The sequence below is a fragment of the Pantoea sp. Fr-CA_6 genome (assembly GCF_024520895.1).
Taxonomy (GTDB): Bacteria; Pseudomonadota; Gammaproteobacteria; order Enterobacterales; family Enterobacteriaceae; genus Pantoea; species Pantoea agglomerans.
Map to the genome: position 1 here is coordinate 14,855 of NZ_JALNPO010000022.1, position 25,924 is coordinate 40,778.

At 55.3% G+C, this 25,924-nt stretch carries 21 protein-coding genes; 7 read left to right on the forward strand and 14 right to left on the reverse strand.

Annotated elements, in window-relative coordinates; genetic code table 11:
• Positions 1-153: 153 nt before the first annotated feature.
• From lptD to apaH, 6 genes are read left to right on the forward strand one after another with little or no spacing between them, the layout of a single operon-like run.
• Positions 154-2,529, forward strand: a complete 2,376-nt coding sequence (gene lptD, locus NR201_RS21795) for an LPS assembly protein LptD (protein WP_010671814.1) — start codon at positions 154-156, stop codon at positions 2,527-2,529.
• A gap of 54 nt (positions 2,530-2,583) precedes the next feature.
• Positions 2,584-3,879, forward strand: a complete 1,296-nt coding sequence (surA, locus tag NR201_RS21800) for a peptidylprolyl isomerase SurA (protein ID WP_010253800.1) — start codon at positions 2,584-2,586, stop codon at positions 3,877-3,879.
• Entirely contained in the window at positions 3,869-4,861 is a 993-nt protein-coding gene (gene pdxA, locus NR201_RS21805; RefSeq protein ID WP_256850162.1) for a 4-hydroxythreonine-4-phosphate dehydrogenase PdxA, read from the forward strand. Before surA ends, pdxA begins: the two co-directional genes overlap by 11 nt.
• The gene (rsmA, locus tag NR201_RS21810) at positions 4,854-5,675 is read left to right on the forward strand and encodes a 16S rRNA (adenine(1518)-N(6)/adenine(1519)-N(6))-dimethyltransferase RsmA (protein WP_064690523.1); all 822 of its coding nucleotides are present in this window, start codon (positions 4,854-4,856) and stop codon (positions 5,673-5,675) included. Before pdxA ends, rsmA begins: the two co-directional genes overlap by 8 nt.
• Positions 5,676-5,678: 3 nt before the next feature.
• Positions 5,679-6,056, forward strand: coding sequence for a Co2+/Mg2+ efflux protein ApaG (apaG, locus tag NR201_RS21815; RefSeq protein WP_003854807.1), 378 nt, complete (start codon positions 5,679-5,681; stop codon positions 6,054-6,056).
• 53 nt (positions 6,057-6,109) lie between these two features.
• On the forward strand, positions 6,110-6,967 hold the full coding sequence (gene apaH / locus NR201_RS21820; RefSeq protein WP_033787393.1) for a bis(5'-nucleosyl)-tetraphosphatase (symmetrical) ApaH: 858 nt from the start codon (positions 6,110-6,112) through the stop codon (positions 6,965-6,967).
• A 33-nt stretch (positions 6,968-7,000) separates the two neighbouring features.
• Here the strand turns inward: apaH and NR201_RS21825 are convergent, their stop codons facing one another.
• From NR201_RS21825 to ribF, 12 genes are all read right to left on the reverse strand, one after another.
• Positions 7,001-8,884 carry a PhoX family phosphatase gene (locus tag NR201_RS21825; protein ID WP_256850163.1) on the reverse strand — a complete coding sequence of 628 codons (1,884 nt, stop codon included), beginning with the start codon at positions 8,882-8,884 and terminating at the stop codon, positions 7,001-7,003.
• A gap of 90 nt (positions 8,885-8,974) precedes the next feature.
• Positions 8,975-9,457, reverse strand: coding sequence for a type 3 dihydrofolate reductase (gene folA, locus NR201_RS21830; protein WP_010253752.1), 483 nt, complete (start codon positions 9,455-9,457; stop codon positions 8,975-8,977).
• Between the two features lie 234 nt (positions 9,458-9,691).
• Positions 9,692-10,831, reverse strand: coding sequence for a porin (locus NR201_RS21835; protein ID WP_010253747.1), 1,140 nt, complete (start codon positions 10,829-10,831; stop codon positions 9,692-9,694).
• 483 nt (positions 10,832-11,314) lie between these two features.
• Complete coding sequence (gene carB, locus NR201_RS21840; protein WP_256850164.1) at positions 11,315-14,542, reverse strand: carbamoyl-phosphate synthase large subunit; 3,228 nt, start codon at positions 14,540-14,542, stop codon at positions 11,315-11,317.
• Positions 14,543-14,556: 14 nt separating this feature from the next.
• Complete coding sequence (carA, locus tag NR201_RS21845; protein WP_010253731.1) at positions 14,557-15,705, reverse strand: glutamine-hydrolyzing carbamoyl-phosphate synthase small subunit; 1,149 nt, start codon at positions 15,703-15,705, stop codon at positions 14,557-14,559.
• 62 nt (positions 15,706-15,767) lie between these two features.
• A complete protein-coding gene (locus tag NR201_RS21850) occupies positions 15,768-16,082 on the reverse strand; it encodes a hypothetical protein (RefSeq protein ID WP_256850165.1) in 315 nt (104 codons plus the stop codon).
• Positions 16,083-16,173: 91 nt separating this feature from the next.
• Positions 16,174-16,989, reverse strand: coding sequence for a 4-hydroxy-tetrahydrodipicolinate reductase (gene dapB, locus NR201_RS21855; RefSeq protein WP_256850166.1), 816 nt, complete (start codon positions 16,987-16,989; stop codon positions 16,174-16,176).
• A gap of 223 nt (positions 16,990-17,212) precedes the next feature.
• Positions 17,213-18,166 carry a 4-hydroxy-3-methylbut-2-enyl diphosphate reductase gene (ispH, locus tag NR201_RS21860; RefSeq protein ID WP_010253724.1) on the reverse strand — a complete coding sequence of 318 codons (954 nt, stop codon included), beginning with the start codon at positions 18,164-18,166 and terminating at the stop codon, positions 17,213-17,215.
• Complete coding sequence (gene fkpB / locus NR201_RS21865; protein ID WP_010253720.1) at positions 18,147-18,617, reverse strand: FKBP-type peptidyl-prolyl cis-trans isomerase; 471 nt, start codon at positions 18,615-18,617, stop codon at positions 18,147-18,149. Before fkpB ends, ispH begins: the two co-directional genes overlap by 20 nt.
• 3 nt (positions 18,618-18,620) lie before the next feature.
• The gene (gene lspA / locus NR201_RS21870; protein WP_010253719.1) at positions 18,621-19,127 is read right to left on the reverse strand and encodes a signal peptidase II; all 507 of its coding nucleotides are present in this window, start codon (positions 19,125-19,127) and stop codon (positions 18,621-18,623) included.
• Positions 19,127-21,943 carry an isoleucine--tRNA ligase gene (gene ileS, locus NR201_RS21875; protein WP_256850167.1) on the reverse strand — a complete coding sequence of 939 codons (2,817 nt, stop codon included), beginning with the start codon at positions 21,941-21,943 and terminating at the stop codon, positions 19,127-19,129. The genes lspA and ileS overlap by 1 nt, the downstream gene beginning before the upstream one ends.
• A gap of 29 nt (positions 21,944-21,972) precedes the next feature.
• Positions 21,973-22,902, reverse strand: coding sequence for a bifunctional riboflavin kinase/FAD synthetase (gene ribF / locus NR201_RS21880; RefSeq protein WP_010253714.1), 930 nt, complete (start codon positions 22,900-22,902; stop codon positions 21,973-21,975).
• Between the two features lie 306 nt (positions 22,903-23,208).
• Here ribF and rpsT point away from each other — a divergent pair, with 306 nt between their 5' ends.
• Positions 23,209-23,472, forward strand: a complete 264-nt coding sequence (gene rpsT / locus NR201_RS21885) for a 30S ribosomal protein S20 (RefSeq protein WP_008925553.1) — start codon at positions 23,209-23,211, stop codon at positions 23,470-23,472.
• A 38-nt stretch (positions 23,473-23,510) separates the two neighbouring features.
• Here rpsT and nhaR read toward each other — a convergent pair whose 3' ends face one another.
• Together nhaR and nhaA are read right to left on the reverse strand one after the other, a co-directional pair.
• Positions 23,511-24,419: a transcriptional activator NhaR gene (gene nhaR, locus NR201_RS21890; RefSeq protein WP_045140782.1), complete on the reverse strand. Its 909-nt coding sequence runs from the start codon at positions 24,417-24,419 to the stop codon at positions 23,511-23,513.
• A gap of 30 nt (positions 24,420-24,449) precedes the next feature.
• Positions 24,450-25,628 (reverse strand): Na+/H+ antiporter NhaA, encoded by a 1,179-nt coding sequence (gene nhaA, locus NR201_RS21895; protein ID WP_010671807.1) that lies wholly within the window; start codon positions 25,626-25,628, stop codon positions 24,450-24,452.
• Between the last annotated feature and the right edge of the window lie 296 nt (positions 25,629-25,924).

Genomic DNA, 25,924 nt, shown 5'->3' on the forward strand with positions numbered 1-25,924 from the left:
GAAAATTGCATTATCATACCTGTCATTTATCTCAGCGCCTAACGGCAACGCTGACTGACCAGGATTAACACTGGCGCAACGCCGGGCAGTAAGTTAGTCTCTGACCCGATTGTCGGCATGATGCCAGTTTTCATGGAATTCTCGATACCGCGTATGAAAAAACATATACCTACCCTGCTGGCCACACTGATCGGCGCAGCCATTAGCCAGCAAGCCTTTGCCGACGATTTGATGTCGCAGTGTATGTTAGGCGTGCCGAGTTATAACCGCCCGCTGGTGAATGGCGATACGAATCAGATGCCCGTCACCATTCACTCCGACGCCGCCAAAGGGAACTATCCCAACGATGCGGTATTCACCGGTAATGTGAATATTGAGCAGGGCAACAGCCGTATGCAGGCGGATGAAGTCCAGCTTCATCAGCGTCAGCAGGAAGGCCAGACCGCGCCCGTACGTACCGTCGATGCGCTGGGTAATGTGCACTACGATGACAATCAGGTCATCCTGAAAGGTCCGAAAGCCTGGTCAAACCTCAACAGCAAAGATACCAACGTCTGGAATGGTCAGTACCAGATGGTAGATCGTCAGGGACGCGGCGTCGCAGATCAGATGAAGCTGCGCGGCGATAACCGCTACACCATTCTGGAAAACGGCACCTTTACCTCCTGTCTGCCCGGCTCCAACAGCTGGAGCGTGGTGGGTTCAGAGGTCATCCAGGATCGCGAAGAGGAAGTAGCGGAGATCTGGAACGCCCGCTTTAAGATCGGTTCCGTTCCGGTGTTCTACAGCCCCTATCTGCAGTTACCGATTGGCGATCGTCGCCGCTCCGGTTTCCTGATCCCGAATGCAAAATATGGCAGCAACAATGGCTTTGAGTTCACGCTGCCCTATTACTGGAACATCGCGCCGCAGGCCGATGCGACCATCACGCCGCACTACATGAGTAAGCGCGGCATGCAGTTTGAAAACGAATTCCGTTATCTGACCACGCTGGGTGCAGGTCTGGTTGAATTCGACTACCTCGGCTCGGACAAACAGTACGATAACGACAAAGCGGTGCGTGGCATCGCCGAAAATGACAGCTCCGATCGCTGGCTGTTCTACTGGCGTCATGCCGGTGTCTATGACCAGAACTGGCGTTTCAACGCGGACTACACCAAGGTCAGCGATAAGTACTACTTCAACGATCTCGACTCGAAGTACTACAGCTCGACCGACAACTACGCCACGCAGAAATTCAGCATCGGCTATGCGGACACCAACTGGGATGCCACGCTCTCCACCAAAGATTTCCAGGTGTTCGGCGATACCACCAGCAATAACGTCTACCGCGCCATGCCGCAGCTGGACGTCAATCTCTATCAGAACGATATCGGCCCGTTTGATGGCCGGGTTTATGCCCAGGCGGTGAAGTTCACCAACGTCAGCAGCCGCTATCCCGAAGCGACCCGTTTACATGTTGAGCCAACGCTGAACCTGCCGCTGTCAAACGGCTGGGCCAGCCTGGATACCGAAGCGAAGTTCCTGGCGACCCACTATCAGCAGACTGACGTTGATTTCTATAACAACGCAGCCAATGGTCTCAGGGGTGATAAGAGCGGCGAACTGGATGAGTCAGTCAACCGCACCCTGCCGCAATTTAAAGTTGATGGTCGTCTGGTGTTTGACCGCGATATGAACTCGGCGGTGGGTTATACCCAGACGCTGGAACCGCGCGTGCAGTACCTTTATATCCCGTATCGTAATCAGAGCAATATCTATCCGTACGACTCAACGCTGCTGCAAACCGACTACACCGGTCTGTTCCGCGATCGTACTTATAGCGGCCTGGATCGCATCGCTTCCGCCAATGAAGTGGCTACCGGCGTCACCTCGCGTATTTATGATAACGATCTGGTTGAACGTTTTAACGTTTCTGTAGGTCAAATCTACTCGTTTACCCCTTCTCGTACTGGTGTGAATCAAACCAGTAAAGAAGATGATACCGGCAGCCTGATCTGGGCTGGCGATACATACTGGAAAATCAGCGATCGCTGGGGCGTCCGTGGTGGGCTGCAATATGACACCAAACTCGACAACGTCTCCCAGGGCAATACCGTACTGGAATACCGTCGTGATGCCGACCGCATGGTGCAGCTGAGCTACCGTTACAGCAGCCCGGAGTATGTTGCGACCGCGCTGAACGATAGCAGCCTGGTCACGAATCCTATCTACAAAAATGGGATTTCACAGGTAGGTACCACGGCCAGCTGGCCGATTGCCGACGCATGGTCTGTGGTAGGCGCTTACTACTACGATACCCGCAACACGCGTCCGGCTTCACAACTGGTTGGCCTGCAATACAGCTCATGCTGTTACGCTATCCGGGTCGGTTACGAACGCAAAATTAACGGTTGGGAAAACAACGACAGTAAGTACGACAACCAAATCTCATTCAACATTGAGCTGCGTGGTCTGAGTCCGAACTATGGCTTAGGCACCAACGATATGCTGCGTCAGGGCATTATCCCTTACCAGCCTGCTTTCTGATGTTGTGATGTTTGACAGGCAATCCCGCAGTGCGGAACCAACAATGGATAAAGTATGAAGAACTGGAGAATGCTGATTCTTGGTGTGGCAATCAGTGCCAACACCGCGTTCGCAGCACCACAAGTCGTTGATAAAGTTGCAGCCGTGGTCAATAACGGCGTGGTTCTTGAGAGTGACGTGGATGGCATGATGAGCACCGTTAAATCTCAGGCCCAGCAGGCTGGTCAGCAGTTGCCGGATGATAAAACGTTGCGCCATCAGATTCTGGAACGTCAGATCATGGACAACATCATTCTGCAGATGGGTGATAAAGCGGGAATTCAGATCAGCGACGAGCAGCTGGACCAGGCTATTCAGAACATCGCTGCGCAGAACAAGATGAGCCTTGATCAGCTGCGTAGCCGTCTGGCTTATGACGGCATGAACTACAGCGTGTATCGTTCTCAGATCCGCAAAGAGATGACTATCGCCGAAGTGCGCAACAACGAAGTGCGTCGTCGTGTCACGATTCTGCCGCAGGAAGTGGATACGCTTGCTACCCAGATCGGCTCTCAGAACAGCCAGGGTACTGAACTGAACGTCAGTCATATTCTGCTGCCGCTGCCGGAAAACCCCACGCAACAGCAGGTTGATGAGCAGGAAACGCTGGCGAAACAGCTGGTTGGCGAACTGAAAAATGGCGCTGACTTCGGCAAGATGGCCGTGACCTACTCTGCCGACTCCCAGGCGCTGAAAGGCGGCAACATGGGCTGGGGTAAAATCGAAGAGTTACCGACCCTGTTTGCTCAGGCACTCTCAAGCGCCAAAAAAGGCGATATCGTCGGGCCGGTGCGCTCTGGTGTGGGCTTCCACATCCTGAAAGTGAACGACCTGCGTGGCGAGAGCAAAAATGTCTCGGTCACCGAAGTCCATTCGCGTCACATTCTGCTGAAGCCATCGCCGATCCTGACAGACGATCAGGCACGCGCGCAGCTGGAGCAGATTGCTAACGATATCCGCAGTGGCAAAACCACCTTTGCGGCGGCGGCTAAACAGTATTCTGACGATCCGGGTTCGGCGAACCAGGGCGGCGACCTCGGCTGGACCTCTCCGGAAGTCTTTGACCCGGCGTTCCGTGACGCGCTGCTGCGCCTGCAGAAAGGCCAGACCAGCCAGCCGGTTCACTCCTCTTTCGGCTGGCATCTGATTCAGCTGCTGGATACCCGTCAGGTGGATAAAACCGATGCCGCCCAGAAAGAGCGTGCTTACCGTATGCTGTTTAACCGTAAGTTCGCGGAAGAAGCGCAGACCTGGATGCAGGAACAACGTGCCAGTGCCTACGTGAAGATTCTGGATGGCAATGCGCAGTAATGCCCGTGTGGTGATCACGCCCGGCGAACCTGCCGGGATTGGTCCCGATCTTACCGTTCAGCTGGCCCAGCAGTCGTGGCCGGTTGAACTGGTGGTCTGCGCCTCGCCTGCCCTGTTGCAGCAGCGTGCGGCGCAACTCGGTCTGCCGCTGACCCTGCGGCCCTACCAGCCTGGTGTGGCAGCCGAGCCACAGCAGGCGGGTACACTGACTATCCTGCCAATTGAAACGGCAGCGCTGGTCACACCCGGCGAGCTTTGCGTCGCCAACAGCGACTATGTGCTGGCCACGCTGACGCGCGCCTGCGACGGTTGTCTCGACGGTGAATTCGCTGCCCTGATTACCGGCCCGGTGCATAAAGGCGTGATTAACGATGCCGGCATCGCCTTTACCGGCCATACCGAATTCTTCGCCGATCGCGCAGGCGGCCATCGGGTGGTCATGATGCTGGCGACAGAAGAGCTACGAGTCGCACTGGCCACCACCCATCTGCCGCTGAAAGATGTGCCCGCTGCGGTAACCCGTGAATGTCTGCATGAAGTGATTACGATTCTGCATCGTGATCTGCAGCAGAAGTTTGCGATTGCCGAGCCGCATATTTACGTCTGTGGTCTTAACCCTCATGCCGGCGAAAGCGGTCACATGGGTCGGGAAGAGATCGAGACCATCACGCCGGCACTCAATGAACTGCGTCAGCAGGGCATTAATCTGACCGGCCCGCTGCCTGCGGATACCCTTTTCCAGCCCAAATATCTGCAATACGCCGATGCGGTGCTGGCGATGTATCACGACCAGGGCCTGCCGGTACTCAAATTTCAGGGGTTTGGCCGGGCGGTAAATATCACCCTGGGCCTGCCCTTTATCCGGACTTCAGTTGACCACGGCACCGCGCTTGAACTCGCTGGCCTGGGTCAGGCTGAACCGGGCAGCTTCATCACGGCGCTTAACCTCGCCATCACTATGATCAAGAGCAGTAATGAATAATCGCGTCCATCAGGGGCACTACGCCCGTAAACGTTTCGGGCAGAACTTCCTGAACGATCAGTACATTATCGACAGCATTGTCTCCGCCATCCATCCTCAGCGCGACGAAGCGCTGGTGGAGATTGGCCCAGGCCTGGGTGCCTTAACCGAGCCGGTAGGCGAACGCCTCGATAAATTAACGGTGATAGAGCTGGACCGCGATCTCGCTGCGCGTCTGGAAACGCATCCGTTCCTTGGCCCGAAACTGACTATCTTCCAGCAGGATGCCATGACCTTCGACTTCGCCGCGCTGGCGCAGGAGAGAGGCCAGCCGCTGCGGGTATTTGGTAACCTGCCGTACAATATTTCGACCCCGCTGATGTTCCACCTTTTCAGCTATACTGGTTCGATCAAAGATATGCACTTCATGCTGCAGAAAGAGGTGGTTAATCGTCTGGTTGCCGGTCCGGGTAACAAGACCTACGGTCGCCTGACGGTGATGGCACAGTACTACTGCCAGATCATTCCGGTGCTGGAAGTGCCTCCGCACTCTTTCACGCCACCACCGAAAGTGGACTCTGCCGTGGTGCGTCTGGTGCCGTATGCCGAGCCGCTGTATCCGGTCAGCGATGTGCGTATCCTGAGCCGTATTACCACTGAAGCGTTCGGCCAGCGTCGTAAAACGCTGCGCAACAGCCTGAGCCACATGGTGGCCGCCGGTGCGCTGGAAGAGTTATCCATAGATCCAACCCTGCGTGCCGAGAACGTCTCGGTGGCGCAATATTGTCAGCTGGCGAACTGGCTGGCGAATCATCAGGGAAAATCGCAGGAGTAAGTCATGAGTGAAACGGCCCGCGTCTCCGTCCATGTGCAAAGCCAGTACGTCGCCTCACAATCCTCACCGGATGATGATCGCTACGTCTTCGCCTATACCATTACGATACGCAATCTGGGCCGTTCCTCAGTGCAACTGCTGGGACGCTACTGGTTGATTACCAACGGTAACGGCCGCGAAACGGAAGTTCAGGGTGAAGGCGTGGTCGGTGAACAGCCGCTTATCGCGCCAGGCAATGAATTTCAGTACACCAGCGGTGCCGTGATCGAAACACCGATGGGCACCATGCAGGGGCACTATGTGATGGTCGACGAACAGGGCGACACCTTTCACGTAGAGATCCCGGTGTTCCGCCTCGCCATTCAGACCCACATTCATTGATTCACACGCTTTTTGCCCGTTAAGTCGGGCACCTTCCTGATGGATAAAACGTTATGAGCACATACCTGATTGGCGACGTTCACGGTTGCTACGATGAATTACGTGCATTGCTGCAACAGGTCGACTTCAATCCTGAGCAGGATACCCTTTGGCTGACCGGCGACTTAGTGGCGCGCGGTCCTGGCTCACTGGAAGTATTACGCTACGTAAAATCGCTGGGCGACGCGGTGCGTCTGGTGCTGGGCAATCACGATTTGCATCTGCTGGCGGTCTACGCCGGCATCAGCCGTAACAAGCCTAAAGATCGCCTGACCCCGTTGCTGGAAGCGGATGATGCGGATGAGCTGATCAACTGGCTGCGTCGTCAGCCGCTGTTACAGGTTGATGAAGAGAAAAAGCTGGTGATGGGACACGCCGGTATCACGCCGCAATGGGATATTGAGACCGCGAAAAAGTGCGCGCGTGAAGTCGAAGCGGTTCTCGCCAGCGACAGTTATCCGCTGTTCCTGGATGCCATGTATGGCGACATGCCGAACAACTGGAGTGAGGATCTGACCGGCCTGGCGCGTCTGCGCTTCAGCACCAACGCCCTCACCCGCATGCGCTACTGCTTCCCCAACGGCCAGCTGGACATGATCTGCAAAGATGCCCCGGAATCGGCGCTTCCGCCGCTGAAACCCTGGTTTAACATTGAGGGGCCGGTCGCACGTGACTACACCATCGTCTTTGGTCACTGGGCCTCGCTGGAAGGCAAAGGCACGCCAGAGGGCATTATCGGGCTGGATACCGGCTGCTGCTGGGGCGGAACGCTGACCCTGCTGCACTGGGAGACACAACGCTATGTGGTGCAACCTTCTAATCGCGAAAAAGCCCTGGCCTCCAGCGAAAGTCTGGCACCGCCCACGCTATAACGGCGATGCTGGCCATCAGGCCAGCATCCTGTTTTATGCGCCGATAATGCCGCCATCTTCACGGGTGATCATAATCACCGACGACCGCGGACGCAGACTGTTGTCCGGGAAGTGCGAGTCACCCTCTTCGCCGGGATGCTGCACATTCACGAACAGCGTTTTGTAATCGGGCGTGAAGGTAATACCGGTCAGCTCGCACGATTTTGGACCGACCATAAACCGGCGGATTTCGCCACTATCAGGATCACCCACCAGCATCTGATTATTCCCCTGCCCCTGATAATCCTCTTTGTTGCTGTATTTGCCGTCGGTCAGGATCCATAACCGCCCCTGCGCATCAAACCCCAGCCCATCCGGACTGTTAAAGGTATTCTCCGCGGTGATGTTCGGTGTGCCACGATAGATCCCCTCAGGATGCGCTATCGGGTTGCCGCACAGCGCATAGATATCCCACTCAAACGTCTGCGCGGTAGCATCGCCTTTCTCATCCCAGCGGATAATCTGACCGTAGATATTTTTTGGCCGCGGATTCGCTGCATTGACCGGCATGCCTTCATTTCCGCGCTTGTTGTTGTTGGTCAGGGTGCAGTAGGCACGGCCGTCATGCGGGTTAACCGCAATCCACTCCGGCCGGTCCATTCGCGTTGCGTTGACCACATCTGCCGCGGCACGCGCATTGATCAAAACATCTGCCTGGCTATTGAATCCCTTTTCAGCGGTGAGTCCATTTTCGCCCCACTTCAGCGCCAGCCAGCGCCCGGTGCCTTTAAGCGGTGTGCCCTGCGCATCGCCGTTGAACTGCGCCACATAGAGCGTGCCCTTATCAAGCAGTCCGTGATTGGCTTTAGCATCATCCGGAGTGACCTTGTCATCTGAGACAAATTTATAGATATACTCGCCGCGCTCGTCGTCGCCCATATAAACCACCAGCTGGCCGGTTTTCGCGACCGTCACGGCGGCATTCTCGTGCTTGAAGCGGCCCAGTGCGGTCCGCTTTACCGGCACGGAGTGAGGATCGAAAGGATCGATTTCGACAATCCAGCCGTGACGGTTGAATTCGTTGGGATTCTTAGCGATATCGAAGCGGGGATCAAAATCGGCCCAGTTGCGCTCCGGCTCAGCGGCATTCAGGGTATAGCGCTTCTGCTGTGGGGTCGGCGTAAAGTCCGCCTGATGGGTGCCAAAGTAGGTGTCGTAGTTCTCTTCACAGGTGAGATAGGTGCCCCACGGCGTTTTGCCGTTGGCGCAGTTACCAAAGGTGCCCAGGACATGCATTCCCTGCGGATCGGCGGCAGTCTGCAGCGCTTTATCCCCCGCAGCCGGACCGGAGAAGCGCATCGGGGTATTGGCGGTAATGCGGCGGTTATAGTCAGAAGGACGTACCACCTGCCAGCGATTGTCCTCACCCCGTTTGACTTCAACGATGGAGATACCGTGCGCCGCCTGCGACTTTTTGACATCTTCCAGGCTGGTCGCTTTACTGCCGCCGTGGGCGAACAGCGTCGGCTCATTCACATATTCATTGTTAATCGCCATCACGCCGCGTTGGTCATTAATCGCGAAGAAGCTCATACCGTCGTTGTTGTCACCGAACTGCTTTTCCTGATCTTCGGCGCTGTTGTTGCCCTGCGGATCAAACGCGGCTGCGCCATTCACCAGCGGATCACCCCAGGAGATCAACACGTCGGCGCGATAGCCAGGGGCCACCACAATCTCATCGGCCGTGGACGCGGCAATCGCCTGAAAGCCCAGCAGTGGACTGCCCGCAGGCTTCTCCTGCGCCAGTGCACTGCCCGAGAGCGTCAGGCCGCCGCTGAGAAAGCCGGTCAGGCCGATAGCACCGGAACCGGCAAGGAATTTACGACGCAGTGGATCAGGCAGGCGGTCAGTGCTTAATGCGGAGAGTTCGATTTTCATTAGTGATTGCTTCCTTTGTGTCGATCCCAGAAAAGAAGCAATGCTAATGAATAAAGATGACAGCCAGGTTACAGCCCGGCAGGGGTGGGATTAGCGACGACGGTCAAGGATCTCAAAGCAGTAGCTGTGGGAATTTTGCTCGTCAGCGTCGTGGAATTCGCTGAACGTTGACTGCCACTCATCCGGCTCGTAATCCGGAAACTGCGTATCACCTTCGACTTCCGCATCAATGTGCGTCAGATAGAGACGATCGGCACGCTTCAGCATCTGCTCATAGACGCGGCCACCGCCAATCACCATGATCTCTTCAGCGTCACCGGCTGCCTGTAACGCCTCATCCAGCGAAGTGACCCAGGTAACGCCTTCGGTGGTGCCCGGCTGGCTGCTGACCACGATATTCAGTCGGCCAGGTAACGGACGGCCAATAGATTCAAAGGTCAGTCGGCCCATAATCACCGGTTTCTTCAGCGTATGGCGCTTGAACCACGCCAGATCTGCAGGCAGGTCCCACGGCATGGCGTTCTCCATTCCAATAATGCGATCTGCTGCTAATGCCGCGATAAGACTAATCATGTTAACCACTCACTGAAAAAAATTGGCGCCATGATACGTAAAGGTGAAACTTTCGTCGATAGGGGGAAAGGTCTAATTGCGTAAAGCTTTTCATGACGTCGTTTTTCACGGCCTGTGCAGCGTTTTTCACCGCCTAATCACGTCAGTTTGCCGCAGCTCGCCAGCGATCGGCCTCAGGCTGGCACAAAAGTCGTGCGCAAAAGAAAACGGCTCCCGGAGGAGCCGTCAGGGTTATCAGAAGTCGTAGCGCAGACGCACCAGATTCATATCACCCAGGTTATCGGTGCTGGAGGTAAACACATGTTCGTAATCCACACGGAAACCATAGTCGAGGAACAGCACCACACCCAGACCGTTGTCGATGCGCTGATAATCACGGCCTGTCGCATACTCAATGCGATCGCCCATGACATACGGCTGTACCGCTTTCAGACCATACTGCCCCACCGGAATCTTGTAACCGGCGAAATATTCAATGCCCCACGCGTCGCCGGCAAAGTAGTCATGCACATCTTTGCGTTTGGTGGTCATGAAGTTCTCATACCAGCCACCGCCGGCTGACAACGTCCAGTTACCTGGGGTCCAGCTCAGCGCGGTGCCGTAAATGTTCTGATCGTAATCGCGGCTGTCGCCGTTGTTCGGGTTACGCATCGCCGCGCGGGTGTAGTTCCACGCCGTGCCCCAGCTCAGATCGTCCGTGATGTGGTAGTCCACACCCAGCGAGCCGCCGCCTTTGCGCTTATAGCGCAGGCCGTTGCCTGGCAGATACTCGTTATCTTCGAACAGATAAGAGGCGTAAAGATCCGCATCGCCGAAGCTGTTTTTATACTTCAGCTGTTTGCGTGAGCGGTAAGATCCGTCGTAGTCGCCATTGATCCCGTTACCCGGAGCCTGGCCGACCATGTCGTAATCCCAGATATCGGTCTTGGCGCCCACGGTATCGTAATAGACGCTGTTCTGCTGACCAAAGGTAAGCTGGCCCCAGGTTTTGCTTTTCAGACCGGTGTAGAGCTGACGACGCGTGGTGTTATTGGCACCGTCCGCATAGTGACGATCCCAGCTGAAGACCGCCGGGACGTTAACGCCCAGCTCGTAGTAGCTGATCCAGCTGACGTCATCAAACAGGTAGTAGTCAGCGCCGAAACGGAAACGGGTGCCGCCATCAAAACCGTCGCGCTTGTAGGATTTGTCATCCACGCCGGTCTGATGATTGAACTGAGCACGAATGCTGCCGCCAAAAGTAAAGTTAAGACGGCTAAGCGGATCGCCTGCCTGCGGATCCTGTTTTAACAGGGTAATTTCCGCCTGGCTGGCGAAAGGAAGAATTGCCATCAGTGCAGCCACTGCACTCAGAGAAAAAGTACGCATTTTCATTTTTTATTTATGTCCTGATACGCTCCAGTGATGAGCGGCAGGCATAGTACTGACGAAAAATCCGCACAGGAAGTGTTTATATTATAAATTTGTGCGAACCGGCCTTATTCGCACCTATAGCTAAAAAATTAAGCCAAATCAGTCACTTTAACGCAAACTCTTTGCTTTCCCTGGACCCTTTTTTCGGATTATCGCCAATAAGATGGTCAAAAAAAACGGCTCCCGCAGGAGCCGTTCAGACAGCTGACAAATTCAATTCAGGTTTTTTTTCCACAATGCATAGGCTCAACGCGCAGGGAACACGGGCAGAAGAGGAAAGCGTCCCGCGCCATGGACGGCGCGGGCCGAGCGGCCAGGGATTGGCTTAAGCGACTTTCCGATCTGACCGTGTTCCCTTCGCAGGCTCGATCTCACAGCTGACCGGGCCAGATTTTGGTCAAAAAAAACGGCTCCCGCAGGAGCCGTTTTTCACATTATATCGCCTTACATCGCCTTGATCTGGGCATGCATCTCCTGAACGGAGATAACCTGTTCCGTCGGGTCTGCATTCAGCGCCATCGCGGTGGCGAAGCCGCCGTTCAGCGTGGTGTCGTAGTGCACTTTATACTGCAGAGCACTGCGGCGAATCAGTTTCGAATCTTCAATCGCCTGACGACCCGCCGTGGTATTAACGATGTAGCTATACTCGCCGTTCTTCAGACGGTCCTGAATGTGCGGACGCCCTTCGTGCACCTTGTTCACCAGGCGCGGATTGATGCCCGCTTCGCCCAGCACAACCGCCGTGCCGTGAGTCGCATCCAGTTCGAAACCAAACTTCTGCAGCTTAGCGGCCAGGTCGACAATACGTTTCTTGTCGCCTTCACGCACCGACAGCAGCGCACGGCCCGACTTCTTCATGTTGCTCTGTGCGCCCAGCATCGCTTTAGAAAACGCCTCAGCGAAGGTGCGGCCCACGCCCATGACTTCACCGGTAGAGCGCATTTCTGGCCCCAGAATCGGGTCAACGCCCTGGAACTTGTTAAACGGCAGCACCACTTCTTTGACAGAGTAGTAAGGCGGAATCACCTCTTCAGTGACGCCCTGCTCTGCCAGCGTTTTGCCTGCCATCACGCGCGCGGCAACTTTCGCCAGCGGGACACCGGTCGCTTTAGAGACGAACGGCACGGTACGCGCCGCGCGAGGGTTAACTTCGATCAGGTAGACTTCGTTGTCTTTCACCGCGAACTGGACGTTCATCAGGCCACGAACGTTCAGCTCAAACGCCAGCTTCTCAACCTGCTGGCGCATCACATTCTGAATCTCCTGACTCAGGGTGTAGGCCGGCAGTGAACAGGCGGAGTCACCGGAGTGGACGCCAGCCTGCTCGATGTGTTCCATGATGCCGCCAATCAGCACCCGCTCACCGTCGCAAATCGCATCAACATCCACTTCGACCGCATCATCCAGGAAGCGATCCAGCAGCACCGGTGCATCGTTGGAAACCGAGACCGCCGTCTGGAAGTAGCGCTTGAGGTCGATCTCGTCGTAGACGATCTCCATGGCACGGCCACCCAGCACATAAGAAGGACGCACCACCAGCGGATAACCCAGACCCGCGGCTTTCTCAACCGCCTGCTCCAGTGTCGCCACCGTGGCGTTGGCGGGTTGCTTCAGGTTCAGGCGATCAACCGCCTGCTGGAAACGTTCACGGTCTTCAGCACGGTCGATGGAATCCGGGCTGGTGCCGATGACCGGTACGCCTGCGGCTTCCAGCGCACGCGCCAGTTTCAGCGGAGTCTGACCGCCATACTGCACAATCACACCTTTTGGCTGCTCAATGCGCACAATCTCCAGCACATCTTCCAGCGTGACCGGCTCGAAGTAGAGGCGATCAGAGGTGTCGTAATCGGTCGAGACTGTTTCCGGGTTACAGTTGACCATAATGGTCTGATAACCATCTTCACGCAGCGCGAGGGCGGCGTGAACGCAGCAATAGTCGAATTCGATACCCTGACCGATACGGTTTGGCCCACCGCCCAGAATCATGATTTTTTCGCGATCCGGACTTGGATTGGCTTCGCACTCCTCCTCATAGGTGGAGTACATGTAGGCGGTGTCTGTCGCGAACTCTGCGGCGCAGGTATCCACGCGCTTGTAAACCGGGTGCAGGTTAAACTGCTGACGCAGCTTGCGGATTTCGCTCTCTGCCACGCCCGCCAGTGTTGCCAGCCGTGCATCAGCAAAGCCTTTACGCTTCAGGGCGCGCAGGAACGTCTCATCCAGGCTATTAACCCCTTCACGGGCAACCTGCTCTTCCAGCCGCACCAGTTCTTCGATCTGCACCAGGAACCAGCGGTCAATATTGGTCAGGTTAAACACGCCATCCACTGACATGCCGGCACGGAAAGCGTCTGCGATGTACCAGATGCGGTCTGAACCGGCATCTTTCAGCTCACGGCGGATGCGGGTTAATGCTTCCGGGTCGTCGAGGTGGACTTTCGGGTCGAAGCCGTTAGCGCCTACTTCCAGGCCGCGCAGCGCTTTCTGCATGGATTCCTGGAAAGTACGACCAATTGCCATCACTTCCCCGACCGACTTCATCTGCGTGGTCAGGCGATCGTTGGCACCGGCAAATTTTTCGAAGTTGAAACGCGGGATCTTGGTGACAACGTAGTCGATGGAAGGCTCGAACGAGGCTGGCGTTAAACCGCCGGTGATATCATTCATCAGCTCGTCGAGGGTATAGCCGACCGCCAGTTTGGCCGCCACTTTAGCAATCGGGAAACCGGTCGCTTTGGAGGCCAGCGCCGAGGAGCGTGACACGCGCGGGTTCATCTCAATGACAATCAGTCGGCCATCTTTCGGGTTAACCGAGAACTGCACGTTGGAGCCACCGGTTTCAACACCGATCTCACGCAATACCGCCAGCGAGGCGTTACGCATGATCTGATACTCTTTGTCGGTCAGCGTCTGGGCAGGTGCCACCGTGATGGAGTCACCGGTGTGGATCCCCATCGCATCGAAGTTTTCAATTGAGCAGACGATGATGCAGTTGTCGTTTTTATCGCGCACCACTTCCATCTCATACTCTTTCCAGCCAATCAGCGACTCATCAATCAGCAGCTCATTGGTCGGTGAAAGGTCGAGACCGCGTTCGCAAATCTCTTCATACTCTTCGCGGTTGTAGGCGATGCCGCCACCGGTTCCGCCCATAGTAAATGAGGGACGGATAATGCAGGGGAAACCGACATCTTCAGCCACGGCCAGCGCTTCTTCCATGGTGTGCGCAATGCCGGAGCGCGCGGTATCCAGACCGATGCTTTTCATCGCCACGTCGAAACGACGACGATCTTCTGCTTTGTCGATCGCATCAGCCGTTGCGCCGATCATGGTGACGCCAAACTCTTCCAGCACGCCATGACGTTCCAGCTCCAGCGCACAGTTCAGCGCTGTCTGACCGCCCATGGTCGGCAGTACCGCGTCCGGGCGCTCTTTTTCGATGATTTTGCGCACCACTTCCCAGTGAATCGGCTCAATGTAAGTCGCATCAGCCATTTCCGGGTCGGTCATGATCGTCGCCGGGTTGGAGTTCACCAGAATGACGCGGTAACCCTCTTCACGCAGCGCTTTACACGCCTGCGCACCGGAATAGTCAAATTCGCAGGCCTGGCCGATCACAATCGGACCGGCACCAAGAATCAGGATGGATTTTAGGTCTGTACGTTTTGGCATGAATTAGCTCCTGATTACTTCGCTTGCAGACGGAATGCGTCAATCAATTCAATAAAGTGGTCAAACAGCGGCGCAGCATCGCCTGGGCCCGGGCTCGCTTCCGGGTGTCCCTGGAAGCTGAATGCGGGCTTGTCAGTGCGGTGAATGCCCTGCACGGTTTTATCGAACAACGAAATGTGAGTTACACGCAGGTTAGCGGGAAGATTGTTCTCATCAACCGCAAAACCGTGGTTCTGCGCGGTGATCATCACGCGATTGTTATCGAGATCTTTCACCGGATGGTTGCCACCGTGGTGACCCAGTTTCATCTTCACGGTCTTAGCCCCGCTGGCCAGCGCCAGCAGCTGATGACCCAGACAGATTCCGAACACCGGGATCTCTGTTTTCAGGAAGGCCTGAATCGCGCTGATGGCGTAGTCGCACGGCTCCGGGTCGCCAGGACCGTTAGAGAGGAAGATGCCATCCGGATTAAGCTTCAGTACTTCTTCGGCAGGCGTCTGTGCCGGAACGACGGTCAGACGACAGCCGCGATCGACCAGCATCCGCAGAATGTTGCGCTTGGCACCGTAATCGTAAGCCACCACATGGTAAGGCAGTGATTCAGCGTCGGCCTGCTCTGGCAGCCCTCCCTCCAGCGTCCAGCTGCCCTGCTGCCAGCTATAGGTCTCAGTGGTGCAGACCTCTTTCGCCAAATCCATCCCTTTCAGTCCCGGGAACGCCTGAGCTTTTTGCAGCGCCAGCGCGGCATCCGGATTATCGCCCGCAATGATGCAGCCGTTTTGTGCACCTTTCTCACGCAGCAAGCGCGTCAGCTTGCGGGTATCGATATCGGCAATCGCCACGATGTTGTTGCGCTGCAGGTAGGCGGATAAGCCCTCTTCACTACGGAAGTTGCTGGCAATCAGCGGCAGGTCACGGATAACCAGGCCCTGCGCATGAATCTGGCTGGATTCTTCGTCGGCGGCATTGGTTCCGACATTACCGATATGGGGATAAGTGAGAGTAACGATTTGGCGGGAATAGGAAGGATCAGTGAGGATTTCTTGATAACCGGTCATTGAGGTATTGAAAACGACTTCTCCCACTGCCGACCCTGTTGCCCCGATGGCCCGACCGTGGAATTGGGTTCCGTCTTCCAGAACCAAGAGCGCTGACTTAATCAAAACATCCTCCAGGGAATAAACAGTCACAATATCTGCATATTAATTCAAAATAGCCGCCTGAATCAATGCAAAAACCGCCTGAATTGTCGATTTTTGGCAAATTGCGCGCATTCTAATGATCGCCCTGGCCATTGTCTACCCTGCGGCGGGATTTTTTCACCCTTATCTGCCTTCTGAGGAAAATAACGGGCATAAGCAGCAAAAAGAGAGGAAAACTCGGCGGAATAATCGTTTGCCAGGCAGCGTAAAAGCAAAACAGATGCAGCGCGGCCTTTATTTTTGACCAAATGGTCAAAAAAAGCATCCAGCAGAGCAAATAAATGAAGAAAACAGGCAAAAACAGAAGCCAGAGATAAATTTATATCGGGAAGGCACATTTAAGGTAAAATTAAGGGCAATGAAAACATTGCCCCTTTTCAATCAAGCGATTATCGATTGAAACAACCACATCACGATGGTTAACAACACTCACAACATCGACAAATCCAGCACATCACGCATGTCAAACAGGCCAGATTTCTTATCTTTCAACCATAAAGCGGACTTAACCGCGCCATTTGCAAAGGTCATACGGCTTGAAGCCTTGTGGGTTATCTCTACGCGCTCGCCGATATCTGCAAACATCGCAGTATGCTCACCGACGATGTCACCCGCGCGTACTGTTGCAAAACCGATGCTCTGCGGCTGGCGTTCGCCGGTGTGGCCCTCACGCGTATAGACCGCATGCTCATCCAGTTTCCACTGCATCGCATCGGCAATCGCCTCACCCATCGCCAGCGCGGTTCCGGAGGGCGCATCCACTTTATGGCGGTGGTGCGCTTCAACGATCTCAATATCTGCGTACTCCCCCATCACTTTGGCAGCCTTCTCCAGCAGCTTCAGCACCAGGTTAACCCCCACGCTGAAGTTAGCGGCGAACACAATAGGGATATCTTCTGCCGCGGCCCGAATGGCCGCTTTGCCTGCTTCATCAAAACCGGTGGTGCCGATCACCATCGCTTTGCCCTGCTCACGGCAGATCGCCATATACTCCAGCGTGCCTTCCGGGCGGGTGAAGTCGACCAGCACATCAAAATCGTTAATCACCGCGCGTAAATCGTCAGCGATGATGATGCCATTTTTTCCGATGCCCGCTAATTCACCAGCGTCGCTGCCGGTCAGCGATGAGCCCGAGCGAGCCAGTGCCGCACCCAGTTCTGCGCCTTCTGCCTGCTGCGTCGCCTGAATCAGATTACGGCCCATACGGCCCGGCGCGCCCACAATAGCAATGCGGATTGTGTTCATATTTATTCATTCCTAAAACAAAACTATGCATCCAAAGCGTCATCAGGTTAACGATGAGTTAACAGTCACGCCACTATTAATCCGTGATAATAAGAATTTTATGCCAGCCGCCCGTGATTATCAGTAAAAGCAATCACCGCAGCAAATAACGGCTTTTTTTGTCAGATTCAAAAAACAAAAAAGGCCGAACAGAGTCGGCCTTTTTATCAGTAATATCGCAGAGTTACTGCACGTTACGCACTTCGACACGCAGCTCTTTGGGCACTTCGAAGACAATATTCTCTTCACGGCCAATCAGCTCAATTGCCGCTTCGCCGCCCAGTTCACGCAGCCGCTGGATCACCTGCTGCACCAGAATATCGGGCGCTGACGCGCCTGCGGTGACGCCGATGCAGGCCACGCCTTTTACCCACTCTTCCTGAATATCATCCGCAGAGTCGATCAGCTTCGCCAGCTTACCGGCACGCTGAGCCAGCTCAGCCAGACGGTTAGAGTTAGAGGAGTTCTTCGACCCCACCACCAGCACCACTTCCGCATCTTTAGCCAGAGTACGAACCGCTTCCTGACGGTTGGTGGTGGCGTAGCAGATATCATCTTTACGCGGCCCGATAATCGCCGGGAAGCGCTGGCGCAGAGCATCAATGATGTCAGAGGTGTCGTCCACAGAGAGCGTGGTCTGCGTCATGAAGCTCAGATTGTTTTCGTCTTTCACTGTCAGTCTGAAGACATCTTCCGGTGACTCCACCAGATACATGCCGCCATTAGGGTTGTTGTACTGCCCCATGGTGCCTTCGACTTCCGGATGACCTGCATGACCAATCAGTATTGCCTCAACGCCTTTACGGCTGGCGCGTGCCACTTCCATATGCACCTTGGTCACCAGCGGACAGGTAGCGTCAAACAGCATAGTCAGATTGCGCGCTTTGGCTTCGGCACGCACTGCCTGAGAAACACCGTGCGCAGAGAAGATCAGAATCGCGTTATCCGGCACTTCACTGATCTCTTCAATGAAGATGGCACCGCGCTCACGCAGGCTGTTTACCACGTAACGGTTATGCACCACTTCGTGACGGACATAGATTGGCGCGCCATACATCTCCAGCGCGCGCTCAACAATACTGATGGCACGATCAACGCCAGCGCAGAAGCCGCGCGGATTAGCTAACAGGATTTGCATCGTTGGCCTCCAGTGCGGGATCGATTTCCAGCACCTCTACATCAAACTGAATACGACGACCTGCCAGCGGATGGTTGAAATCCACAGTGATAGAGTCACCGGAGATTTCACGGATCACGCCAGGCATTTCACTGCCGCCCATGCCGCTGAACAGCATGATGGCTCCCACTTCCGGCTCACCCGCATCGATAAAGTCCCGACGCGAGAAATACTGGATCAGGTCAGGGCTGACGCCGCCAAAGGCGTCGTCCGGTTCCAGGGTAAACTGTTTAGTTTCACCCGCTTTCAGCCCCAGCAGTGCCTGCTCAAGTGCCGCAGAGAGGCTGCCATCACCGAGACGGAACAGCGCGGGCTTGCCGTTTGCACGGGTCGATTCCGCCGTCGAGCCATCTTCCAGCTTCAGCGTAAAATGCACCAACACCGCGCTTTCGCGCTGTACGGACTCAGTCATCACTTACCCTTTCTGTTTAGCCTGTTTGCCGTTCGGGCTGAAAAAGCCCTCCAGCACCACCAATGCAGCACCGATACAGATGCCGCAGTCAGCGATATTAAATGTAGCGAAGTGCCAGTTACCGACATAGAAATCGATAAAATCGACCACAAAGCCATGGTATGAGCGATCAAACAGATTGCCTATCGCGCCGCCGATGATCAGGGCATACGCGATGTTAGCGATCTTCTGACTGGCATGATTACGATACATCATCACGACCAGTGAGATCACGATAGCCAGCGCAATACCGGCAAAGAACCAGCGCTGCCAGCCGCCTTTGTCCGCCAGGAAACTGAACGCCGCGCCGTAGTTGTGCGCGTAGAACAGGTTCAGGTAGGGCATCAGTGGCTGGGTTTCATGCAGCATCATGTTGTTCATCACCCACTGCTTGCTGGCGAAGTCGACAACAATCACCACCAGCACCAGCCACAGCCAGCGCAATCCGGTTGATAAAATAGGTTTACGCATCAGGCAAATTCACGCTGTTCGCCGTCACCGGCTACGTTAGTGTAACAACGACCACAGACCTCAGCATGCTCAGGATTCTGTCCGACGTCGGTAGTGTAATGCCAGCAGCGCTGACATTTCTCGCCTTCCGCCTTGTGCAGCGCGATTTTCAGACCTTTCAGCAGCTCACTCTGCTGCGCTTCGTCGTTCGCCAGGGCGTAATCAGCCACCTGTGCGCCAGAGGTCAGCAGCACAAAGCGCAGCTCATTACCCAGCGCCTGCAGTTTAGCCGCCAGCTCCGGATCGGCATAGAGCGTGACCGTTGCTTCCAGTGCGCCACCGATACGTTTATCCGCACGCGCCTGCTCGATCACCTTGTTCACTTCGCCACGCACTTTCAGCAGCTCAGCCCAGTAGGCGTCATTCAGCGCTTCATCTTCAGCCAGGCCAAACAGCCCCTGATACCACTCTTCGGTAAAGACATACTGCGCACGTTCGCCTGGCAGGTAGCCCCAGATCTCATCCGCCGTAAAGGACATGATCGGTGCCATCCAGCGCACCAGCGCTTCGACGATATGCCACAGCGCGGTCTGGCAGCTGCGACGCGCCAGGCCATCGCCTTTCGCGGTGTACTGACGATCCTTGATGATGTCGAGATAGAAGCTGCCCATCTCAATTGAGCAGAACTGCATCAGACGCTGGATCACTTCGTGGAAATCGTAGTTCTCGTAAGAGGCAACGATATCGGCCTGTGCCGCCTGAGCGCGACCGACGGCCCAGCGATCCACCACCACCATCTCTTCCGGTTTCACCAGATCGGTAGCCGGGTTAAAGCCGCTGAGATTAGCCAGCAGGAAACGCGCGGTGTTACGGATGCGGCGATAGGCATCGGCAGAACGTTTAAGGATCTCATCGGAGACCGCCATTTCGCCCGAGTAGTCGGTTGATGCCACCCACAGGCGCAGAATATCGGCGCCCAGTTTGTTCATCACATCCTGCGGCGCAACCGTGTTACCGATCGATTTCGACATCTTGCGGCCCTGACCATCCACGGTGAAACCGTGCGTCAGTACCTGACGATAAGGCGCTTTGCCCTTCATCGCCGTGGAGATCATCAGCGAGGACATAAACCAGCCGCGATGCTGATCGGACCCTTCCAGATAAAGGTCAGGCGCATGTCCGCCAAATTCCGGACGCGCATCAACCACGGAATAGCTGGTTGAACCGGAGTCAAACCAGACATCCAGCGTATCCGGCACTTTTACGTAATGATCGGCATCGTCGCCCATCAGCTCGCGCGGATCGAGATCCCACCAGGCCTGAATCCCCTCCTGCTCAACGCGCTGCGCCACTTTTTCCATCAGTGCCAGCGTGTCCGGGTGCAGCTCTTCGCTCTCTTTATGAACGAACAGGGCCATCGGTACGCCCCAGGTACGCTGACGAGAGATACACCAGTCAGGGCGGTTAGCCACCATCGATTCGATACGCGCCTGGCCCCAGTCCGGGATCCACTGCACGCCTTTGATCTCCTTCAGCGACTGCGCACGCAATCCTTTCTGATCCATGCTGATGAACCATTGCGGTGTGGCGCGGAAGATGATCGGCGTTTTATGGCGCCAGCAGTGCGGGTAGCTGTGCAGCAGTTTCTCAACGTGCAGCAGCGCGCCCTTCTCTTTCAGCAGCTCAACGATCATGTCGTTGGCTTTAAAGACGTTGACCCCATCCAGCGTCGGATAGGTGCCTGGCAGATAGCGGCCATCCGGTCCGACCGGATTGGCGGTTTCGATGCCATATTTCTGACCGATAACATAGTCATCCGGACCGTGGCCAGGTGCCGTGTGGACTGCACCGGTACCCGCTTCCAGGGTGACGTGATCGCCCAGCACCACCAGCGACTCAAGCGCCAGGAACGGATGCTGGAATTTCTGTAGCTCCAGCACCGCGCCTTTGCATTCGCCCAGTACCTGCCATTCGCTGACGCCCGCGCGCTTCATCACGCTCTCGACCAGATCTTTTGCCAGGATCAGCGCGCGACCGTCGATCTGCAGCAGCTGATACTCAAATTCCGCGTTTAACGAGATGGCGCGGTTAGCTGGCAGCGTCCACGGTGTCGTCGTCCAGATCACCAGTGAAATCGGACCATTAACCTGTGCCACACCAAACGCCTGACGCACCGCGTCGGCATCAATGGCGTTGAACATCACATCAATCGACGGTGACGTTTTGTCGTAATACTCCACTTCCGCTTCTGCTAAGGCAGAACGGCAATCCAGGCACCAGTGCACGGGCTTAGCGCCTTTGTGCAGGTGGCCGTTGCCGATGATTTTACTCAGCGCACGAATGATGTTGGCTTCGGTACCGAAATCCATGGTCAGGTAAGGACGATCCCAGTCGCCCAGCACGCCCAGACGGATAAAGTCCGCCTTCTGGCCTTCAACCTGTTCTGCGGCGTATTTGCGGCACGCTTCGCGGAATTCAGCAGCGGTGACTTTCTCGCCTGGCTTGCCGATCATCTGCTCAACTTTGTGTTCGATTGGCAGACCGTGACAGTCCCAGCCCGGCACATACGGCGAGTCATAACCCGCCATGCCTTTCGACTTAACGATAATGTCTTTCAGAATCTTGTTAACGGAGTGACCAATATGAATGCTGCCGTTCGCATACGGAGGGCCATCATGCAGGATAAAGGTTTTTTTCCCTTTTTTGGCTTCGCGGATGATGCCGTACAGATTGTCGGCATACCAGCGTTGCAACATTCCCGGTTCGCGTTTGGCCAGATCGCCACGCATCGGGAATCCCGTTTCCGGCAAATTCAGGGTAGATTTATAGTCACTCATCAGATTCTCGATTCCGTTTTTCGCTCAGGTTAAAGCAGCCCAAAGAACTGCCGGGCCGTTACCACATCGTTCGCAATTTGTTCTTTCAACGCCTCCAGTGAGGCAAAGCGCTGCTCGTTTCGTATTTTCTGTTTCAGCACCACATCAATGTGACGACCATAGAGATCCATATTGATGTCGAGCAGGTGAACTTCAAGCTGCTGGCGTAAACCTTTTACGGTCGGACGGGTGCCGATATTGGCGACACCTGGCAGTGGCTCGGGCGTCAGACCCCGTACCTCTACCGCATAAACCCCTTTCACCGGCGAGACGCTGCGGCGTAAAGGGAGGTTCGCCGTGGGGAAACCCAGCGTGCGTCCCAGTGCATCACCGTGCACAACGCGGCCGGAAATAGTGAAAGGGTGACCAAGCAGCGACTGCGCCAGCGCTAAATCATCCACGGCCAGCGCCTGACGCACGGCAGTACTGCTGATTCGCTTACCGCCATCACAGAAGGTTTCGGTGCTGACGACCTCAAAGCCGTACTCCGCACCGGCTTTCTGTAATAACAGGAAATCACCCTGGCGACCAGCGCCGAAGCGGAAATCATCGCCTACCGCAAGGTACTTTACGTCCAGCTTTTCGACTAACAGGTCACTGATAAAACGCTGGGCGGACAAGGCCGCAAAGCGACGGTCGAACCGCACGCACAACACTTTATCGACGCCGGCTTCCGCCATGTATCGCAGTTTTTCACGCAGACGCGTCAGACGAGCCGGCGCTTTGTCACCGGCAAACAGCTCCAGCGGCTGTGGCTCAAAAACCATGACCACCACCGGCAGATTACGCTTACGTCCCTCTTCACACAGCCGCGACATCAGCGCCTGATGCCCACGGTGCACGCCATCGAAATTACCAATGGTCAGAACGCAGCCGCGATGCTGCTCGTTAAGATTATGAATACCGCGGATAAACTTCATGGCTGGCCCAAACCGGTGGAAATCGGCGGATTATACCCTTGAAAGCGACTCAGGTTAACCCGTCAGCACGCCTTTCATGCTTTAGGCGCTGCATTTCCTGTTGCAGAAGCGCATGTTAAGAATTTTGTCGCGAAATACTGTATTCAGCGAGGGGAAGCTGGTAGAATCCTGCGCCATCAAATACGTAACCGAGTGCCGCTCTCAGGGCGACGCTTATTTGCACAAATCCATTGACAAAATCAGGTTAGAAGGGCATAGTCCTCGGCCTTTGATTTGTCTCTATAGAACACATTTGGGAGTTGTACCTTGGCTAATATCAAATCAGCTAAGAAACGCGCCGTAACATCTGAGAAACGCCGTAAGCATAACGCTAGCCGCCGCTCTATGATGCGTACCTTCGTTAAGAAAGTATACGCGGCGATCGCTTCAGGCGACAAAGCTGCTGCGCAGAACGCATTCAATGAAATGCAACCACTCGTGGACCGTCAGGCTGCTAAAGGTCTGATCCACAAGAACAAAGCTGCACGTTATAAGTCTAACCTGACTGCACAGATCAACAAACTGGCTTAATCGCCTGTTGTTAATCGCTTTGTTAAAAAAGCCGGCGCTTACGCCGGTTTTTTTTCGTCTGTACCCTGGCGGGGAAAGAGTTCGCTGAAGTCTGCGTGACAGAGTCGCTGCACCGCCGGATGCTGAATCATCCGCTCCGCGAAGAGTATGTGATACTCCTCTGACACCGCGTCGAGCCGCCCGACTTCATATATCCCCTCACGTTGACCCATCTCCAGCAAAGGCGCGACAAAAATCGCATTCTGTCGCGCACCAAACGCCGTCATCAGTGCCGCATCATCGAACTCACCCAGAATCTCCACCTGCAGCCCCTGGGTGCTGATCCAGTTGAGGATTTTGCGCCCCAGCATGGAGCGGCGCCCCGGAATCAGCAGGGGACGCGTCTCCAGGCAGGCCGGAAAAGAGAGATCGCTGAGCGGCTGGGTTGACCAGAAGCTGATCGGGCATTCCCCCAGCTTCACCGAAAATAGCCCTTCCTGTTGGGTGGGGTCGATGGAGCAGTCAGAGATAATCATATCCAGCTTATGCTGACTGAGTTGCTCCAGCAGCATTTCATGGGTCGATTCAAAACAGCGCAGATGAATTTTCTCCTCTGCGACCACCGCCGTCTCCAGCACCTTGCTGACCAGCTGCTTTGAGAGCGCATCTGCCACGCCAACATCCAGTAGCAGATGAGACTCTTTGCGGTAATTCACAATATCCAGCATCTCCTGACTCAGCATAAACATGCGGTCAGCATAGCGAAAAACCAGCTGCCCCAGTTCAGTCGGTACCAGGCCCCGTCCCTGACGCCGGAAAAGCTTGCCCTGCAGGCGCTCCTCCAGTGCCTTAATCTGCCCGGTAATGGTCTGCGGCGTCAGGGAGAGTGCCTCTGCTGCCGCCGTAATTGATCCCGCACGGCAGGCGTGCCAGAAGTAGTAGAGATGATTGAAATTGAGCTGATTCATAGCAAAAAGGAGGCTTTCGCCTCCTCCCCATTAACGCAGTTTAATTCGCAGCAGCGTATAGCCGATGACGGCTGAAAGCAGAGAGCCGGTCAGTATGCCCAGTTTAGAAAAGGTCACCAGCTGTTCATGCGCGGCATCAAAGGCCAGCGAACTGATAAAAATTGACATAGTGAAGCCAATTCCGCACAGCACACCAATCGCCATAATATCGCGTATGGTTGTGCCGTTGGGTAATACTGCCAGCCGCAGTTTTACCGCCAGCCAGCAGAAGAGCGTAATGCCTAATGGCTTACCGATTAACAGGCCGAAGATGATACCTGACGGTTCAGGCGAGAGGACATCACTCAGCGTAATGCCAGCAAGTGAGATACCAGCATTAGCAAAGGCAAACAGCGGCAGAATCATCCAGTTCACCCACGGCATCAGACCATGCGCCAGATGTTCCGCTGGAGAGTGCCCCTCTTTCTTCTCCAGAGGCACGAAGAAGCCCACAATGACGCCAGCCAGGGTTGCGTGGACGCCCGACTTCAGCACGGCGGTCCAGAGTATGATACCCACCAGTATGTAGACTGAGATTCTACGGACGTTAAAGCGGTTCAGGAGTGCCAGCACGACAATTGCGCCAGCAGCCACGCACAGGGAGAGCACTGAGAGGTCACTGGTATAGAACAGAGCGATAATCACAATGGCACCCAGGTCATCAATAATCGCCAGTGCCATCAGAAAGACTTTCAGCGCAACGGGAACACGGCTGCCCAGAAGGGCCAGCACACCCAGCGCAAAAGCGATATCGGTTGCGGTGGGAATGGCCCAGCCGTTACGTGCAATCTCATCACCATGGTTGAAAAGCAGGAAGATCAGGGCGGGTAACGCCATGCCGCCTATTGCCGCGATGACCGGGAAGATCGCCTTGTCACGGCTGGCAAGTTCGCCGACCATCAACTCACGCTTTACTTCCAGGCCAATAACCAGAAAGAAAAGCGCCATCAGCGCATCGTTGATCCACAACAGCAAGTTTTTGCTGATATCCAGCGCTCCGAAGCGGATTTGTACCGGTTCATTCAGCAACGCCTGGTAACCCTGGGCGGTAGCGGCCGTATTGGCGAGGATCATCGCCGCGACCGCCGCCACAATCAACATCACGCCATTGCTGGCATCACTTTCAATAAAACTTTTTAGCAGATTTTTTAATTTGCGCGGCTTGTTCAACGTTCATCTTCCTGAGCAGAGACAGAATGTTAAACAGTGTAACGATTCATATAGTTCGTTAAAAGCAGCTTATACCGCGCTATATGCTCGGTTTCGCCGAGCAGTAATAGCAGTAAACGTCGACATTTTTATGAGTGCTGCGGTAAGGGAGAGATAATGCAGCCATCACAGGCAGGGGATTTAAAGTAAAAAAAAGCGGAGCCGGGGCTCCAATGCTGGTCAGTTAAGATTAGATTTGTAAAGGCTGTCACGGTCAAACGTGGCAGCTTTTTTTCCGGGCGAGCGAGCCGCAGTGC